Genomic DNA, 15,840 nt, shown 5'->3' with positions numbered 1-15,840 from the left:
TCTGCCGACGCGGGGCGGAGAGCGGCTTGACACGATCGAGCGATGGAGAACTCGAAGACCGGTCCTGCGCGTCCGCGCGACAGGCGCAGGGTCGCCTGGGCGACGTTCGCGATCGCGGTCTCGGCGGCGGCCGCGGTGCTGCCCCACCTCGAGATCCGCGGAATCGCAGCGATCCCCGTGGCGCAGGCGCTCGTTCCGGTCGGAGCGGTCGGCCTCCTCGTGCTCGCCGGCGTCTCCCTGGTGCTCCGATCGTGGACGGCAGCGGCGGCCTTCGTGCTCGGCGCGGTGATCAGCGCCATCCCGACCCTCACCCCCGTGCACGCGGGGGCAGGCGCGGGCTGCGAGGTCCGCACGTCGGCGACGATCCTGTCGTTCAACGCGAAGTTCGCGGATGCCGACCCGGCGGCCCTGTCCGATCTCATCCGCGACACGGAGCCGATCGCCGTCGTGCTGCTCGAGACGAGCGAGCCGTTGATCGATGCGGTCCTCACCGAGCACGGCCTTGCCGAGGCGCTCCCCCACCGCTCGCGCGAGGTCTCGCCGGGGCCGGCGAGCGGAAGCGTGATCCTCTCCGCCTATCCACTGTCCGACGAGGAGGACGTCCCCGGGAGCGCGTTCGACCAGGTCAGCGCTGTCGCGACCGTGCCCGGTGCCGGCGACGTCCGGATCGCCGCCGTCCACCCGCCGCCCCCGGTCTGGCAGCCGAACGCATGGCGCGACGGCCTGGACGACATCGCCGGCTGGGTGCGCGACACCCCCGATGAGACGCTCATCGTCGCGGGCGACTTCAACGCCTCGTTCGCCCACCCCGCGCTGCGCCGGTTGGCTGCGGGTCTGCGGTCCGGCGCCGAAGCGGCGGGGCCGATCCCGTGGCCCACCTGGCCGGAAGAGAAGGCGATCCCCGCGTTCACGGCCATCGACCACATCTTCTCTCGCGGCGCGACGCCCCTGGAGTGGAGCACCGTCGCGATCGCGGGCAGCGACCATCGCGCCGTCATCACCGGATGGGGCCTCTGCGCTGCGCAGTCCATCGGCGTCCTCCTCGGTTCGGACGATGCTGACTGACCAATGAGCGCTGACATCCGTTCCGAGGGTCACAGACTCTCGTGTCCCCACGATCGGCGAGGCAGGATGGCGGCATGTCGATCTTCTCCGGACTGAGCGCCTTCCCCCTCACGCCCCTGGACGACGACACGGTCGACGAGCACGCGTTCGCCGGGCTGATCGAACGCCTCGTCGACGCGGGCGTCGACTCGGTGACCGCGCTGGGCTCAACGGGGTCCGGCGCCTATCTCTCGCGGAGTGAACGCGCTCTCGTGGCGCGGCGGGCCGTCCTGACGGCGGGCACCACCCCGGTGTTCGTGGGGATCAGCGCTCTCCGGACCACCCACGTGCTCGAGCACGCCGAGGATGCGCAGGACGCCGGAGCGCGAGGTCTGATGCTCGCCCCCGTCAGCTACCAGCCCCTGACCCCCGACGACGTCTACCGCCTGTTCGAGACGGTCGCAGGCCACAGCGACGTTCCGGTGATCGTCTACGACAATCCGACCACGACCCGTTTCTCGTTCGATGACGACCTCTATGCCGCCGTCGGCGCGTTGCCGGGCATCGCGTCGCTCAAGATCCCCGGGGTACCCGTCGGAGTGGAGGCAGCGCGGGCGAGGATCGATCGGCTCCGGGCCCTGCTCCCGGCACACGTCACGATCGGCGTCTCGGGAGACGCGCACGCTGCCGCGGAACTGAACGCGGGGTGCGACGCCTGGTACTCGGTCATCGCGGGCACGCTCCCGGCATCCGCCGTCGCGCTGGCTCGTGCCGGCTTCTCGGGCGACACGGAGGAGGCCCGGCGTCTTTCGTCGGAGCTGCAGCCGGTGTGGGACGCCTTCTCGCAGCACGGCAGTCTGCGGGTCATTGCAGCGGTCGCGGAGCATCTGGGTCTCGTCCACCCGCGAAGCCTCCCGCTGCCGATCCTCGGCCTGGACGAGGCGGCGCGCGCGCCTCTGCACGCCGCGCTCGCTGACCTCGGTCTCGGTGGACCCGACACGGGCACGGAGCGATGAGCATGACACCGCCGCCGCGCCCCGACGACAGCGGGCGGGCCCTGACGGAGCGCGAACGGGACGTCCTGACGTTCATGGTCGATCGCGCTGTTCCGTTCGCGGGCGACCCACCGATCCCCGATGACACGCGGCGTCGCCTGCGCGAGCAGATCCCCGCGACCCGCGCCGGAGCACGGTGCCGATGCGGCACCTGTCCCTAGATCGAGCTTCAGGATGCCGACGGGGTGACCCCGAGCGGTGGCGCGCGGATCGTCCTGACCGCCGAGGGCCCCGGCGCCTCGCTCCTGCTTTTCATCGACGACGGCCGACTCAGCTACCTCGAGCTCGCTCCGCACGTCGATGACGTCGTCGCGGATTTTCCCCCGATCGAGGCGCTCACGGTCTGAGCCGATCCGCCGCTAGCGCCGTGCGGCCTCGACGCGGATGGTCTCGGCGAGGTCGGCGGGGCGGCTCCACATCGGCCAGTGGCCGGTCGGGAGGTCGACGAGGGTGACGTCTTCGAGGAGGGCGACCTCCGCGAACATCGGGTGACCGGCACCCGCCCACTCCCTGACCTGAGCGCTCGGGAGCGAGCAGCACACCAGCGTGGTCGGGACCGCGTGGCGACGCGGGTTGGACAGTGCGATCGGCTGACGGAGCACCGGACCGGGCTCGGGGACCGCTCGCGTGCGGAAGCGCTCGAGGCCGTCGGCGCTCAGGCCCTCGAGGCTCGCCTGCTGCGCGAGGGCGTCGAACGACGGCAGCGGCATGTCCTCGACCGCGTCCGGCAGGTCGGGCGCGAACGCGACGTCCGATGCCGCGGGGCCCGAGTCCACCCACACCACGCGACGAATGAGCTCCGGATGCCGGTCGAGCACGACGCTCACTGGCGCATTCGCCCCGCTGTGGGCGACGATCACGGCCGGACGTGCCGCGGCATCCGCCTCCGCGAGCGCGGCGAGGATCGCGTCGACCTGATCGTCCAGGGTGCGCGTCGCGCGGGCGGGATCGGCGGGATCGAGCCCGGGGAGGGTCATCGCCACCGTTCGCTCGCGCGCGGGATCGAGGTGCTCGACGACCTCGTCCCACGCCCAGGCGCCCAGCCAGTGCCCGGGGATGAGAAGGATGGCCGGAAGGCGGTTCGTCGTCGTCATGCGTCCACTGTGCGCGACGGCGGCGGCACCGGTGTGTCACTATTTCTGACATGAATTTCCTGGAGGAGCAGCCGTGAAGCGCGCGGAGCGACTCCACGCGCTCGCCGAGGAACTCCGACGGGCGGGAACACGCGGCGTGACCGCCGAACGCCTCGCCCGCGAGTTCGCCGTGTCGGTGCGCACGGTGAAGCGCGACCTCGCCGCGCTGGAGACGAGCGGCGCCCCGGTCTGGTCGCGCCCGGGTCCCGGCGGCGGCTACGGGCTGGCCGCGGGCACGTCACTCCCCGCGATCAGCTTCTCCCCCGCGCAGGCGGTGGGCCTCCTGGCCGCCGTCGCCGCGGCATCCGATGCTCCGTACTCGGATCTCGCCGCCGCGGGCGTCCGGAAGATCGTCGACGTGCTCGACCCCCGCACGCGCGCCCGGGCGGACGCGCTGGCCGGTCGCATCTGGGTCGATGCGCCGCCGCCGGCGTCCCGGGCGATCCGTTCGGCGCTCGAGGAAGCCATGGCCGATCAGCGGGTCGTGCGCATCCGGTACGTCTCCGGCGCAGGGGCCGCGACCACCCGCGACGTCGAACCCGTCCTCTTCGCCTCGACGAACGGCCGCTGGTACCTCATCGGGTGGTGCCGCCTGCGCGACGCGATGCGCTGGTTCGCCCTCTCCCGCATCGAGAAGGCGACCGTCACCCGCGCCGCGTGCAGCGGCCACTCGGTCGCCGAGGTCGGCGACCCACCGCCGCATGCGCGCCCGGTGCACGGCGACCGCTCATGAGGGCGGCGACAGCTCCGCCTTCACTCCGCTGATCGGGGCAGGAGCCGGTTCACGAATTCGTCCACGACCTCGTCGAGCCCGAGACCGGTGTCGAGCGGCGCGGTGAGGTGGTCGAGCATGAGACCGTCGATCGCGTAGTGGAACAGGGCGATCTCCGCCCTTCCCCCGGGGAGACCCGCGTTCTCGTTGAAGTCGACGTCCGCCTCGAAGGATTCCTGCCGCCACTTCCCCAACGCCGCCGCGACGGCGGGGCTCCGCGCCGATTCGATGCGCAGCTCGAACAACGCCAGCGACACGTGCGGATCCGCACGGAGCCGTCGGACGACATCACGCAGGTAGGCGGCGAAGAGAGCCCGATCCTGCAGGGACGAGGACTCCGCGGCGACGGCAGCGGGGTCGGGGGCGAGACGCTCACCGATGCGCGTGACGAGCGCGGCGATCAGGTCGTCGCGCCGGGGGAAGTAGTTGGACGCCGTGCCCTTCGGAGTACCGGCGGCGATGTCGACGGCACGATGCGTCAGACCCCGCGCGCCCGCTTCCGCCAGCACCCGGATTCCGGCGTCGGCGAGAGAAGCGCGTCGTGCGTCGTTGCGAGCCATGACGCCATGCTAGCCAAACCACGACGGCTGTTGTACATTAACCACGACACATGTCGTGATTGGAGACACCGTGCGAAACCTCGTCTACTACGTCGCCGTCAGCATCGACGGGTACATCGCCGACCCCAGCGGGGGATACGACTCCTTTCTCATCGACGGCGATCACTCCTCGGTGGTGTTCGGCGACTACGCCGACGCGCTCCCGGCGCATGTTCACGCCGCGCGAGGAACCGAGCCTCCGCGAACCCGCTTCGACACCGTGATCATGGGGTGGAACACCCTCGGCCCCGCACGCGACGCAGGCATCGCCAGCCCATACCCGCACCTCCGCCAGATCGTCGCGAGCCGGCACGCGCGCGAGGTCGACCCGTCGATCACGCTCACCGATGACCCGCTCCGCACCGTCCGCTCCCTGAAGCAGGACGACGGAGCGGACATCTGGCTCTGCGGCGGCGGCGACCTCGCCGCGACACTGCTCCCCGAGATCGATCGTCTCGTTCTGAAACGGCATCCCGTCGTCTTCGGATCCGGCGTGCACCTGTTCGGTTCTGCGCCCTACGCGTCGCGTGGGTTCACGCCGGTGGCGGCGCGTTCGTTCACCTCGGGCGTGGTGGTCGAAGAGTACGTCGCCGCGGCGGCCTAGCGTCCGGCCGAGCGGCGGACGAGAAGCGCGAGGTGCAGCGCGGTCTGCGTCTCGCCGTCGTCGAGGTCGGCATCCAGGAGCTCCTCGATGAGCGAGATGCGCTGGTAGAACACCGAGCGCGAGAGGTGTGACGCGGATGCCGCGGCGGTGCGGTTTCCGGGATGCGCGAGCATCGCCTCCAGCACATCGAGGAGGTCGCCGCCGCGGCCGAGGTCGTGCATCACGAGCGGGGCGAGCATCCTCTCGCCGTGCTCGAGCACCCGCGGATCGTCGCGGAGAGCCGTGACGAGCTGCACGAGCGGGCGATGTTCGGCCCGTCGCAGCTGAACCTCCCGCCCGGCGCGCCGACGCCGTCCGCGCGCGAGATCGACGGCCTCGTGAAGCGACGCGAGGGCCTGCTCGAGGTCGTCGCCGCCACGGCCGACCGACACGGTGAGGCGTTCGACGTCGGCACCCGGCCCGGCCGCCGCGCGCGCGAATCCTCGCGCGGCATCGTCGTCGAGAACGGTCCCGGCGGGGAGGGAGAGGAGGATCGTCGCCGACGGCGCGGGCACCCCCTCGGCGGTGGACCCGGCGACCGCACGACCGCCGATCGCCCGGGCCGCGGCATCCGCCGCCTCCGCCGTCACCGCCGCGCCCGAGATCACCAGACCGTAGAGGTGCGCGGAATGCAGCGGCAGACCCGCCGCCTCGAGACGCGCCGTCGCTCCCCCGAGACCCGCGAAGCGCCCCGCGAGGAGTCCGTCGACGAGGCGCCGGCGACCGACGCGGCCCCACTCGTCGTCGTCGGCTCCGGCCAGGCGTCCGACGGCGAGCGCGATCGCTCCCTGCTCGAGCACCGCGGCGCGTCCCGCGGCGTGATCAGGACCGGGCAGTGCGATCAGATTCCCCCAACGGATGCCGCGGGCCTCGACCGGGACGATCAGCCAGTCCTCGCCCGATCCCGGACGCCCCCGTTCGTCGCGGAGCTCGGCCCGGCGGTGGGCCGACCGCGATCGGAGCTCCCAGTCGGTGAAGAGCTCCTCCTCGAGCGCGAGGGGCACCTCGGCGGCGACGACCTCGTGCCCGAGGTTCTCCAGCACCACCGGCGCCTGGAGAGTCTGCGCGAGCTGGTGCACGATGAAGTCGGCGGGCGAGCCGCGCAGCACGAGCGCCGTGAAGCGCTCCCGGACCTCGTCGCGGGCGCGGAGGGCATCGGTCTGGCCGGTGATGATGCGGCTGTGCACCGCCTCGGTGACCGTGACGAACTTCACCTCGCGGTGCAGGACGATCAGCGCGAGCCCGCGTTCCCGTGCCGCCTCGCGCACGACGGTCGGCGGGTAGCGGTAGTGCGTGCCGAGTTCGAGGACGATGCCGGCGGATCCGGCATCCGAGAGTCCCGCGACGAAGGCGCGGAGCTCCGCCGGCTCGGACGGCCACGACGATCCGGTCGACAGCAGCAGCTCGCCGCCGTTGAGCAGCCGGGCAACCCCCGCACTGTCGGAGACGTGCAGCCAGCGCACGCGCGCGTCCAGTGCCGCATCGCCGACGAGCACTTCCGGCACACCCTGGGCGACTGCCTCCAGCGCGAGGACCTCGCGCACCGTGGGCAGGGTCGGAGAGTCGGACCAGGATGTCGGACGATCCGTCTGGATCGCCCGATCTTTGCGACGTTCGGGCATCACAGGAGGATCTTCCGCTCTGACAGGCTGGGACGCACTCACCCTATTGCATGCCCGGTCGATCTGTCCGGAGACCCCAGGAGCTGTCGATGAGCACCGTTCGCCACCACATCAACGGAGCCGAGGCGGGCGAGGGCGCCCGCACCGGCCGCATCTACGACCCGGCCACCGGCGCCGTCGCCCGCGAAGTCGCTTTCGCCGACACAACCGAGGTGGAAGCGGCGATCGCCGCCGCCCGCGAAGCCCTTCCCGCATGGCGCGCGACGGGACTCGTCCGGCGCGCCGACGTGTTCTTCCGGCTCCGTCAGCTCCTCATCGAGCGCCAGGACGACCTCGCCGCGATCATCACCGCCGAGCACGGCAAGGTCCTGAGCGACGCCAAGGGCGAGATCAGCCGCGGCATCGAGAACGTCGAGTTCGCCGCCGGTCTCGTCCACCTGCTCAAGGGCGAGCGCAGCGAACAGGTGTCGCGCGGTGTCGACGTGCACTCGGTCAAGCAGCCGGTGGGCGTCGTCGGAGCGATCACCCCGTTCAACTTCCCCGTGATGGTGCCGCTGTGGATGATGAGCTCGGCCATCGCCTGCGGCAACACCGTCGTGCTGAAGCCCAGCGAGAAGGACCCGAGCGCGTCCATCTTCCTCGCGCGGCTGTTCGAGGAGGCGGGGCTCCCCGCCGGCGTCCTCAACGTCGTCCACGGTGACAAGGTCGCCGTCGACGCACTGCTGGATTCCCCCGACGTCCGCGCGATCAGCTTCGTCGGGTCCACCCCCGTCGCCCGCTCGATCTACGAGCGCGGCACCGCGCAGGGCAAGCGCGTCCAGGCGCTCGGCGGCGCGAAGAACCACATGGTCGTCATGCCGGATGCCGATCTCGACGGCGCAGCGGATGCCGCCGTCTCGGCCGCCTACGGCTCCGCCGGCGAGCGCTGCATGGCCGTCTCGGTGCTCGTGGCGGTCGGCGACGACGTCGCGGACGCGCTCGTGGCGAAGGTCGCCGAGCGCGTGCAGGGCCTTCGCATCGGGCCGGGCACCGACCCCGAGAGCGAGATGGGTCCCCTCATCACGGGCGAGCACCGCGACAAGGTCGCCTCCTACGTCACGGGCGCGACCGCCGAGGGCGCCGAGGTCATCGTCGACGGCACGACCGCGGAGTTCGACTCGGACGGCTTCTTCATCGGCGTCTCGCTGGTCGACCGCGTACGCCCCGGCATGCGCGTCTACGACGAGGAGATCTTCGGACCGGTCCTCTCGGTCGTCCGCGTGCAGACCTACGCCGAGGCCGTCGAGCTGATCAACGCCAACAGCTTCGCCAACGGCACCGCGATCTTCACCCGGGACGGCGGCACCGCCCGCCAGTTCGAAATCGACATCGAGGTCGGCATGGTCGGCATCAACGTGCCCATCCCCGTGCCGATCGGTGCGTACTCGTTCGGCGGGTGGAAGAACTCCCTCTTCGGCGACTCGCACATGTACGGCCCCGAGTCGATCCACTTCTACACGCGCTCCAAGGTCGTGACCACCCGGTGGCCCGACCACACCCCCACCCAGGTCGACCTGGGATTCCCGAGCAACCACTGACGCCCCGGCATCACTGAAGCCACACCTCACGGAGACCGCCATGACCAGCATCCTCCCCTCTGATCTCGACACCGATCAGCGCGTGCGCGCCGACGACCGCGGGCACGTGTTCCATTCGTGGAGCGCGCAGGCCCTGATCGATCCGTTGCCGGTCGCCGGCGGGGAGGGCGCGACGTTCTGGGACTACGCCGGCAACTCCTACCTCGACTTCAGCTCGCAGCTGGTGAACCTCAACCTCGGGCACCAGCATCCGGATCTCGTCCGGGCGATCCAGGAGCAGGCGGGGCGGCTCGCGACGATCCAGCCGTCGATGGCGAACGACGTGCGGGGCGATCTCGCCCGGCGCATCAGCGAGGTCGCGCCCGACGGGATGTCGAAGGTGTTCTTCACCAACGGCGGCGCCGACGCGAACGAGAACGCGGTCCGCATGGCGCGGCTCGTGACCGGGCGCCGGAAGGTGCTCTCGGCGTATCGGAGCTACCACGGCAACACCACCACGGCGATCTCGCTGACCGGCGACCCGCGTCGCTGGGCGAACGAGCCGGGCGACGGATCGGTGGCCCACTTCTTCGGGCCCTACCCCTACCGCTCCGCGTTCCACGCGTCTGCCGACGAGGAGGAGGCCGAGCGCGCACTGGCGCACCTGGAGCAGACGATCATCCTCGAGGGCGCCTCGACGATCGCCGCGATCATCCTCGAGACCGTCGTCGGAACCAACGGCGTGCTGATCCCGCCGCCCGGGTACCTCGCCGGCGTCCGCGAGCTGTGCGACCGCTACGGCATCATCTACATCGCCGACGAGGTCATGGTCGGCTTCGGGCGCATCGGCGAGTGGTTCGCCTTCCAGGCCTACGACGTCGCCCCCGATCTGATCACCTTCGCCAAGGGCGTGAACTCGGGGTACGTGCCGCTCGGCGGCGTGGTCATCTCCGACCGGATCGCGGCGCACTTCGACACCGTCGCCTTCCCCGGAGGCCTCACGTACTCCGGGCACCCGCTCGCGTGCGCTGCGGGCGTCGCGACGTTCGAGGTGTTCGAACGCGACGGCATCCTCGAGCGCGTCCGCGACCTCGGGTCCCGCGTCGTCGAGCCGCGCCTGCGCGAGATGGCGGCGCGGCATCCGTCGGTCGGCGACGTCCGCGGCCGCGGGCTCTTCTGGGCCATCGAGCTCGTGCGCGACCGCGAGACCCGCGAGCCGCTCGTGCCGTTCAACGCCGGCGGGAAGGATGCCGCGCCCATGGGCGAGGTCGCCGCGGCGTGCAAGAGCGGCGGGGTGTGGCCGTTCACGCACTTCAACCGACTCCACGTCGCGCCCCCGCTGGTGATCTCCGAGGACGACCTCACGCGCGGTCTCGACGTCATCGACCGGGCGCTTTCGGCCGCGGACGCCTACGCCCGCTGACCCCGTTCGCGGGCGCCGCGCGGGCCGCGGCATCCGTTCTCCCCTCCGCACCGAATATTCCTTGCATCAGGTGCATCCGAGAAGACTGATTCACCGGAATGAATAGTCACAGGGATCGGTTGTTCCTGTACTCGGTACACGATCCGTCGGAGGAGGGGCCTCGTGGGTAAGAACTACATCGACATCGAAAACGACCAGGGTGAAACCCTGCGTTACCGCAAGCACGCCAATGGCCGGGGGCTGATCGCGCACGGCGCGAAAGTCCACGCGTCGGCGCTCGTCGAAGCCGGCGCCTACGTCGAACCCGGCGTGCGCGTGGCCGAAGGGGCGTTCATCGGCAAGGGGGTGTGGATCGAGTCCGGTGTCATCATCGGACCCGGCGCCCGCATCGCCCCGCACGCCCACGTCGGCCCGGACGCCGTCATCGGCGGAAACGCGAAGATCGGCATCCGGTGCGAGATCGGGGCCGGCGCGAAGGTCGCGCCCGGTTCGATCCTCCCCGACGACGAGTCCGTCGCCGCGGGGAAGACGCTGATCACCGATCGACGCGGGCTGCGCCACATCGCCTGACGACATCCGTGGGGGTGGCGGCGGCTAGCCTGTCGCCGTGAGCCCCCTCGGACGACGACGCGTGCGCCGGTGGGTCCTCCTCGCCTCTTTCCTTGCCGGTGCGCTGGTGATCGTCGTCCTCTTGGTCTTGTTCGCCACCGTCGGCGCGGAACGATCGTCCGGCCAGGTCGCGGGTGTCCCCTCCCCACCCGCGGATGCCGAACGCGTCGAGATCGTGTCGATCACCGACGGCGACACGGTGCGTGCGCGCGGTGTCGACGACGACGGGGTCCTGCCGCGCGACCGCGACGTGCCCGTACGCCTCATCGGCGTTGACACCCCCGAGGTTCGACCCTCGGTCGAGTGCGGCGGCGCGGAAGCGACGCGTGCGCTCGAGGACCTGCTGCCGGTCGGGTCGCGCGCCTGGGTTTCCGTGGACGCGGAGCCGCGTGACCGCTACGACCGGGTCCTGCTCTACCTCTGGACCGAGGACGGCACCTTCGTCAACCACGCGCTCGTCGCCTCGGGCGCGGGCGTCGCCCTCGAGGTCGAGCCGAACTCCCGGTATGCCGATCTGTTCGCGGCGGCCGAGGCATCCGCTCGGAGCGCGGATGCCGGGGTCTGGGGGTCGTGTCGCTGAGCGTCGCCGGTGTGGCCGCGGGGGGTATGGCGGCGGTGTCGGTCAGGGGGTCGGGGCGGGTGCGCCCGCGGTGACCCCCGCGATGATCGTGAGCACGAGGCCGATCGCCGGGAGCGTCCCCTGGGTCAGTGCGGGACGGAGGTATCGCGCGCCGGACGTGACCAGCACGAGCGCGGCGGCGAGCATCGACGCCAGCGCGAAGACCACCAGCGTGAAGCCGGCGACGGTGGTCGCGGCATCCGTCGTCCACCACAGCACAAGGCCGACCGCCGTCCCGATGGCGAGGAAGAGGTTGTAGAAGCCCTGGTTGTAGGCCATCGGCCGGGTCGCGTCGGCGGTGGCCTGATCGCGCACCCCGAAGCGACGCCACACGCGCGGTTTGGACCAGCCGATGCTCTCCATCACGAAGATGAAGACGTGCAGGGCCGCCGCGAGCGCGGCCACGACGGTGGCGAGCAGAGCGATCATGGGGGAACTTTACGAGCGGGCTACGCTGTGCGTCATGGTCTCGGGCGGCGGTTCACGCAGAGGAACGGGTTCCGGCGGAAGGCCGGGGCGTCGTCCCGCGCCGGCGCGGAAGCCCGGCTCGGCGCGGAAGCCTGCCCCCGGGAAGCCCGCGCCCCGGAGGACGTCGGGCGTCGAGGTCGCGGCATCCGCTCCCCCTCCGCTCGGGCCGATCCGTCTCGGCGCGGTGCCGGGCGCGACGCCGGGCAAGTGGATCGACATCTGGAACGCCCGCGCGCCGCACGCGCCGCTCGTGCTGGTGGAGGTCGCCGCCGCCACCCAGCACCGCGTCCTCGTCGACGGTGTGGTCGACGTCGCGATCGTGCGTCTGCCCATTGCGGGCGCCGACGACCTGCACGTGATCCCGCTGTACGAGGAGCTGCCTGTCGCGGTGTTCGCCGCCGACTCGCACCTTGCCGCCGCGGAGGAGCTCGACCTCGCCGACCTCGAGGGCGAAGTCGTCGTGGTGCCGTCGGATGACGTGCTGCGCGCGCAGGTGCCGGGTGCGATCGCGCCGCGCTTCGCCGCGCCGGCCGACACGGCGGAGGCGGTCGCGATCGTCGCGTCCGGCGTCGGGGTGACCCTGATGCCACTCTCACTCGCCCGGGCGAACCACCGCAAGGACGTCGACCACCGCCCGGTGCGCGACGCGCCCCACTCTCCCGTGGGTCTCGCGTGGCTGCGCGACCGGACGACGCCCGAGATCGAAGCATTCGTCGGCATCGTGCGCGGCCGCACCGCCCACTCGTCCCGCTCCTGACCCGCGCTCGGCCCCGGCCCGCCCTGGCCCCCGGCCCGCCCTGGCCCCCGGGCCCGCCGGGCCGAACTCCTCAAAACCGGCCCAGAACCCGCCCCTAGGCCCCGACACCGGCCTCCGTCGCCCGAATCGGAGGAGTTCGGCACACCCAGCCCCTGCCACCCCCGCCGCCGGCAGCCCGGCCGGGTGCGCCGGGTTCGGCGCGCGGCCCGGGCTAACTCCTCAAAAGCTCGGCCGAACCGGGCAGCAGGCCCCCGAAACCGGCCTCCGTCGCCCGAAGCGAAGGAGTTCGGCACACCCAGCCCCTGCCACCCCCGCCGCCGGCAGCCCGGCCGAGTGCGCCGGGTTCGGCGCGCCGCCCGAGCCTAACTCCTCAAAAGCTCGGCCGAACCGGGCAGCAGGCCCCCGAAACCGGCCTCCGTCGCCCGAAGCGAAGGAGTTCGGTACGCGTCAGCCCCGCCACGCGCCACCCGCAACTCGCCACCCGGCTCGCCGCCGCCGCTGCCGCTGCAGTTGCCGGCGGCCACCACGAGGGCGCCGGGCAGGGTGCGCCGGCAGCGCGGGCCTAACTCCTCAAAAGCTCGACTGATCCGGGGCCGCAGGCGCCGAAACCGGGCACTAAGACAGGAATCTGAGGAGTTCGGTACGCCCTCCCGGCGGCAGGCGGGCCCGGTGGGGCCCGGGCGGGGGCCGGCCGCCGGGTGGAACGGCCGGAGGGAGGGGCGGACCCAACTCCTCAGAAACGACGTTGAAACCGGGCCCGACCCCCGAAACCAGGCTCCGGCGCGCGGATGGGAGGAGTTAGGTACGCGCGCGGCCGCGCGCGCAGACGAAGACGGGGGATGTCGCCGACCTGGGTCTCTGCGACATCCCCCGCGGAGCCGGCCCTCGGAAGTCCACGTCCCCCATGGTTTCTTCCGGCCCCCAGTATCCGATGCCCCCCGGCATCGAACTGCGTGAGCCGCTCCGATGTGGAAGAGCACCCCGGGACGGCCCTGATACACCCTGTCCAAAGTTTTTCTGAAAGTCCGCAAAGCCGCCTCAGAAACCGGCGCCGTGCACCTGGAACGGCGCCACGATCCCCGTCCGCGCGGATGCCGCAGCCAACGCCTCCGCCGGCGCCTCGCCCTCGGCGAGCGCGGTGTGCACCGCCCCGAGCAGCTCGCACGCGTCGTCGTCGGCGACGATCACGGGCGCGGCGATGACGCTCCGCGCCCCGGCGTGGAGCCAGACCCGGCTCATGCCGATCGCCTCCTCACCCCAGCGCACCGCAGACCGCCCGCCCTCGCAGGCGGACAGCACCACGAGCGACGGCACGCGCGGCATGAGGTCGACGTCGTATCCGAACAGGGTGCCGTCGCCGAGCTCGAGCCCCGAGAAGAGCGGGTTGTCGGCGGCGTGCCGGCCGTGCGCGGCGATGTGCAGCGCGTCGACGTCACCGGCCAGCTCGATCGCATCGCCGACGGATGCCGCGGCCTCCACCCGCGCGTCCCCCCATGCCGCCGCGCCGACGGCCACCTCCTCCGCCCCGCGCCGCGTCCGCGGACCCACCGCGAATCCGGCCCGCACCACCGCCGCCGCCGGGTGAACCCCCCGGTCCGCAACCCAGCGTGACGCCGACACCGCGAGCGTCGTCACGCGCCCGCGGAACGCCGGCAGCATCGTCCACGGGATGCCGCTGAGCACGCCGGGGGCGGTGAGCACGATCCGCCGCGTGCCGGCGGCCGCGACCGCGTCGTCGGCGAGAAGCGCCGACAGCCGCGCAAGCCGCGCGTCCAGCGAGCGCCGCACGACCTCGCCCATGCGTCCGCGGATGGACGCGGCCATGTCGAGGTCCGACCGGAGTCCGGGCAGCATCCGCCGCACCTCGTCCCACCCGGGCATCGGCCGCAGCTGCACCCCCGCTTCGGTGAGGACGAGCACGCTCAACCGGTCGCCCGAGAAGACGTACGACAGCATCGCCGTCTCGTGATCCAGCGCCGCCTGAACCTCCTCCACCGAGACGCGGGCGCGCGCCGATGCCGCCGCGACGTCGACCCACTGTCGCTCGCGCACGCGCTCCTGCAGCGCCCGCACGCGCGGATCCGCCTGCCATTCCGGGCCCTCGCTGCGCAGCATCCGGAGTTCGGCGAGGTCGCGCGCGAGCGCGGGGTCGGGCGGGGGCCGCAGCGGCACGACCTGGGCGGCGGCGTGCCGCGCACGCTCGGACCACTCGAACACCACGTCGGGCCGCTCCGACCGCACGGCCGCGTCGAGCCCCGCCCCGAGCAGGCCGGTCCCGTGCATCGCGGTGGACGTGTGCAGATCGATGCTGCCGAATCCCGCCCGCCAGCTCTCGAGCTCCGCGAGCCCCTCCGCGGCGTGCCGTCGAGCCCGCCCCAGCTCCCCGCGCACCGCCGAGCGCACCGCGCGCACCTCGTGGGCGAGAAGCCGCACATCCAGGCTCGCCCTCGGCGGAACTCGCGCCGCCCGCACCGGCTGCGCCCCCTCCGGCATCCGCTGTCGAGCGCGCCACAGGTCGAAACTCAATCGCACGGATGCCGCGTCACTGCGAAACCCGTGTCGGTGAAGCTCAGCGGCCACGGCGTCGACGTCGCTCTCCTCGAGCACACGATCGGGCGCGGAGACCCGGCCGCCGCTCTCGGTCACGGCGCCGGAACGGAGATCGGCGAGCACACGGATGCCGTCGGCCCGCGCCGCCCATGCCGCGTTGTCGAGCGCCCGGAACCGGTCCGCCGCGTCGGCCGCCACCCGTCGCGCCTCATCCGCGTCGTGCACGAGGAGCGACTTGGCCAGCTGCAGCTCGGTCTCCGCGCGCGCCTGCGGCATCCCCTCAGCGGCGAAGATCTCAGCCGCGGAGCGGAGGAGCTCTTCGGCCTCACGGACCGAGCCGGCTTCGCGCAGCGCCTCGGCGCGGTCGGCGTCACCGACGGCCGCGGCCACGGGCGACACCGCTCCGGCGACCGGCCGCGCCCGCGCCATGTCGCGGAGGGCTCCGACGAGATCCCCCTCCAGGAGCGAGATGTATCCCTCGTTGTGCAGGGCCTGCGCGGCATCGACGGCCAGACCGGCGACCCGGAAGATCGCCGCCGCGGTGCGGACGTCCGCGCGCGCCTCCGGCAGCGCGCGCCGGTGGATGCGCACCAGGCACCGGTTCACGAGCAGGTTCGCCGCCTCGGGACTGTCGGCGTCGAGCACGTCGATCGCGCGGGTCAGCCACGCGTCGGCCTCGTCGAAGCGCCCCCGCTGTTCGGCGATGCTTCCCAGCTGCCCCGCGGCGAGCGCGTAGGTCGCGGGGTCGATGCCTTCGCATTCCAGCGCGTCACGACACAGGATGTCGGCCCGCTCGGGTTCGCCGAGGCGCGCCGCGACGTAGCCGAGGGTTCCGAGCACGCGGGAGCGGAGATTCGGCTCCGCATCGGTCAGATCGATGCGGAGCAGCACCTCGTGCGCGTCGGCGTAGCGCCCGTCGTTCGACAGGCGCACCGCGTCGGCGTGGAGCGCGTCCCCCGTGCTCTGCATCCCCTCATCATGGCGCGAGCG

General features: G+C 72.3%; 15 protein-coding genes. 10 read left to right on the top strand and 5 right to left on the bottom strand.

Annotated elements, in window-relative coordinates:
* The first annotated feature begins 42 nt into the window (after positions 1–42).
* The 3 genes from LTL01_RS06640 (at position 43) to LTL01_RS06630 (ending at position 2,446) form a co-directional block, all read left to right on the top strand.
* Positions 43–1,065 carry an endonuclease/exonuclease/phosphatase family protein gene (locus LTL01_RS06640; protein ID WP_236967913.1) on the top strand — a complete coding sequence of 341 codons (1,023 nt, stop codon included), beginning with the start codon at positions 43–45 and terminating at the stop codon, positions 1,063–1,065.
* 80 nt (positions 1,066–1,145) lie between these two features.
* On the top strand, positions 1,146–2,060 hold the full coding sequence (locus tag LTL01_RS06635) for a dihydrodipicolinate synthase family protein (RefSeq protein ID WP_236968187.1): 915 nt from the start codon (positions 1,146–1,148) through the stop codon (positions 2,058–2,060).
* A gap of 224 nt (positions 2,061–2,284) precedes the next feature.
* Positions 2,285–2,446: a hypothetical protein gene (locus LTL01_RS06630; RefSeq protein WP_236967912.1), complete on the top strand. Its 162-nt coding sequence runs from the start codon at positions 2,285–2,287 to the stop codon at positions 2,444–2,446.
* Positions 2,447–2,458: 12 nt separating this feature from the next.
* Here the strand turns inward: LTL01_RS06630 and LTL01_RS06625 are convergent, their stop codons facing one another.
* The gene (locus tag LTL01_RS06625; RefSeq protein ID WP_236967911.1) at positions 2,459–3,193 is read right to left on the bottom strand and encodes an alpha/beta fold hydrolase; all 735 of its coding nucleotides are present in this window, start codon (positions 3,191–3,193) and stop codon (positions 2,459–2,461) included.
* 73 nt (positions 3,194–3,266) lie between these two features.
* On the opposite strand from LTL01_RS06625, the gene LTL01_RS06620 reads away from it, so the two are divergent.
* The gene (locus LTL01_RS06620) at positions 3,267–3,965 is read left to right on the top strand and encodes a helix-turn-helix transcriptional regulator (RefSeq protein WP_236967910.1); all 699 of its coding nucleotides are present in this window, start codon (positions 3,267–3,269) and stop codon (positions 3,963–3,965) included.
* Positions 3,966–3,985: 20 nt separating this feature from the next.
* Here LTL01_RS06620 and LTL01_RS06615 read toward each other — a convergent pair whose 3' ends face one another.
* A complete protein-coding gene (locus tag LTL01_RS06615; protein WP_236967909.1) occupies positions 3,986–4,564 on the bottom strand; it encodes a TetR/AcrR family transcriptional regulator in 579 nt (192 codons plus the stop codon).
* A 70-nt stretch (positions 4,565–4,634) separates the two neighbouring features.
* On the opposite strand from LTL01_RS06615, the gene LTL01_RS06610 reads away from it, so the two are divergent.
* A complete protein-coding gene (locus LTL01_RS06610) occupies positions 4,635–5,207 on the top strand; it encodes a dihydrofolate reductase family protein (protein WP_236967908.1) in 573 nt (190 codons plus the stop codon).
* Here the strand turns inward: LTL01_RS06610 and LTL01_RS06605 are convergent.
* The gene (locus LTL01_RS06605; RefSeq protein WP_236967907.1) at positions 5,204–6,868 is read right to left on the bottom strand and encodes a PucR family transcriptional regulator; all 1,665 of its coding nucleotides are present in this window, start codon (positions 6,866–6,868) and stop codon (positions 5,204–5,206) included. The two genes, LTL01_RS06610 and LTL01_RS06605, sit on opposite strands and share 4 nt — an antisense overlap.
* 89 nt (positions 6,869–6,957) lie before the next feature.
* Here LTL01_RS06605 and LTL01_RS06600 point away from each other — a divergent pair, with 89 nt between their 5' ends.
* From LTL01_RS06600 to LTL01_RS06585, 4 genes are all read left to right on the top strand, one after another.
* Entirely contained in the window at positions 6,958–8,445 is a 1,488-nt protein-coding gene (locus LTL01_RS06600) for a CoA-acylating methylmalonate-semialdehyde dehydrogenase (RefSeq protein ID WP_236967906.1), read from the top strand.
* 40 nt (positions 8,446–8,485) lie between these two features.
* On the top strand, positions 8,486–9,847 hold the full coding sequence (locus LTL01_RS06595) for an aspartate aminotransferase family protein (protein ID WP_236967905.1): 1,362 nt from the start codon (positions 8,486–8,488) through the stop codon (positions 9,845–9,847).
* A gap of 162 nt (positions 9,848–10,009) precedes the next feature.
* The gene (locus LTL01_RS06590; protein WP_053546441.1) at positions 10,010–10,417 is read left to right on the top strand and encodes a transferase; all 408 of its coding nucleotides are present in this window, start codon (positions 10,010–10,012) and stop codon (positions 10,415–10,417) included.
* A gap of 37 nt (positions 10,418–10,454) precedes the next feature.
* A complete protein-coding gene (locus LTL01_RS06585) occupies positions 10,455–11,036 on the top strand; it encodes a thermonuclease family protein (RefSeq protein WP_236967904.1) in 582 nt (193 codons plus the stop codon).
* A gap of 42 nt (positions 11,037–11,078) precedes the next feature.
* Here the strand turns inward: LTL01_RS06585 and LTL01_RS06580 are convergent, their stop codons facing one another.
* Positions 11,079–11,504 carry a DUF1304 domain-containing protein gene (locus LTL01_RS06580; protein WP_272877818.1) on the bottom strand — a complete coding sequence of 142 codons (426 nt, stop codon included), beginning with the start codon at positions 11,502–11,504 and terminating at the stop codon, positions 11,079–11,081.
* Positions 11,505–11,727: 223 nt separating this feature from the next.
* Between LTL01_RS06580 and LTL01_RS06575 the strand changes: the two genes are divergently transcribed.
* Positions 11,728–12,300 (top strand): LysR family substrate-binding domain-containing protein, encoded by a 573-nt coding sequence (locus tag LTL01_RS06575; protein ID WP_236967903.1) that lies wholly within the window; start codon positions 11,728–11,730, stop codon positions 12,298–12,300.
* Between the two features lie 1,038 nt (positions 12,301–13,338).
* Here LTL01_RS06575 and LTL01_RS06570 read toward each other — a convergent pair.
* On the bottom strand, positions 13,339–15,819 hold the full coding sequence (locus tag LTL01_RS06570; protein WP_236967902.1) for a CHAT domain-containing protein: 2,481 nt from the start codon (positions 15,817–15,819) through the stop codon (positions 13,339–13,341).
* Between the last annotated feature and the right edge of the window lie 21 nt (positions 15,820–15,840).

Source organism: Microbacterium aurantiacum (assembly GCF_021654035.1).
GTDB lineage: Bacteria > Actinomycetota > Actinomycetes > Actinomycetales > Microbacteriaceae > Microbacterium > Microbacterium aurantiacum.
Note: the sequence above shows the minus strand (reverse complement) of the source record. Positions and strands in the feature narration are given on the sequence as shown.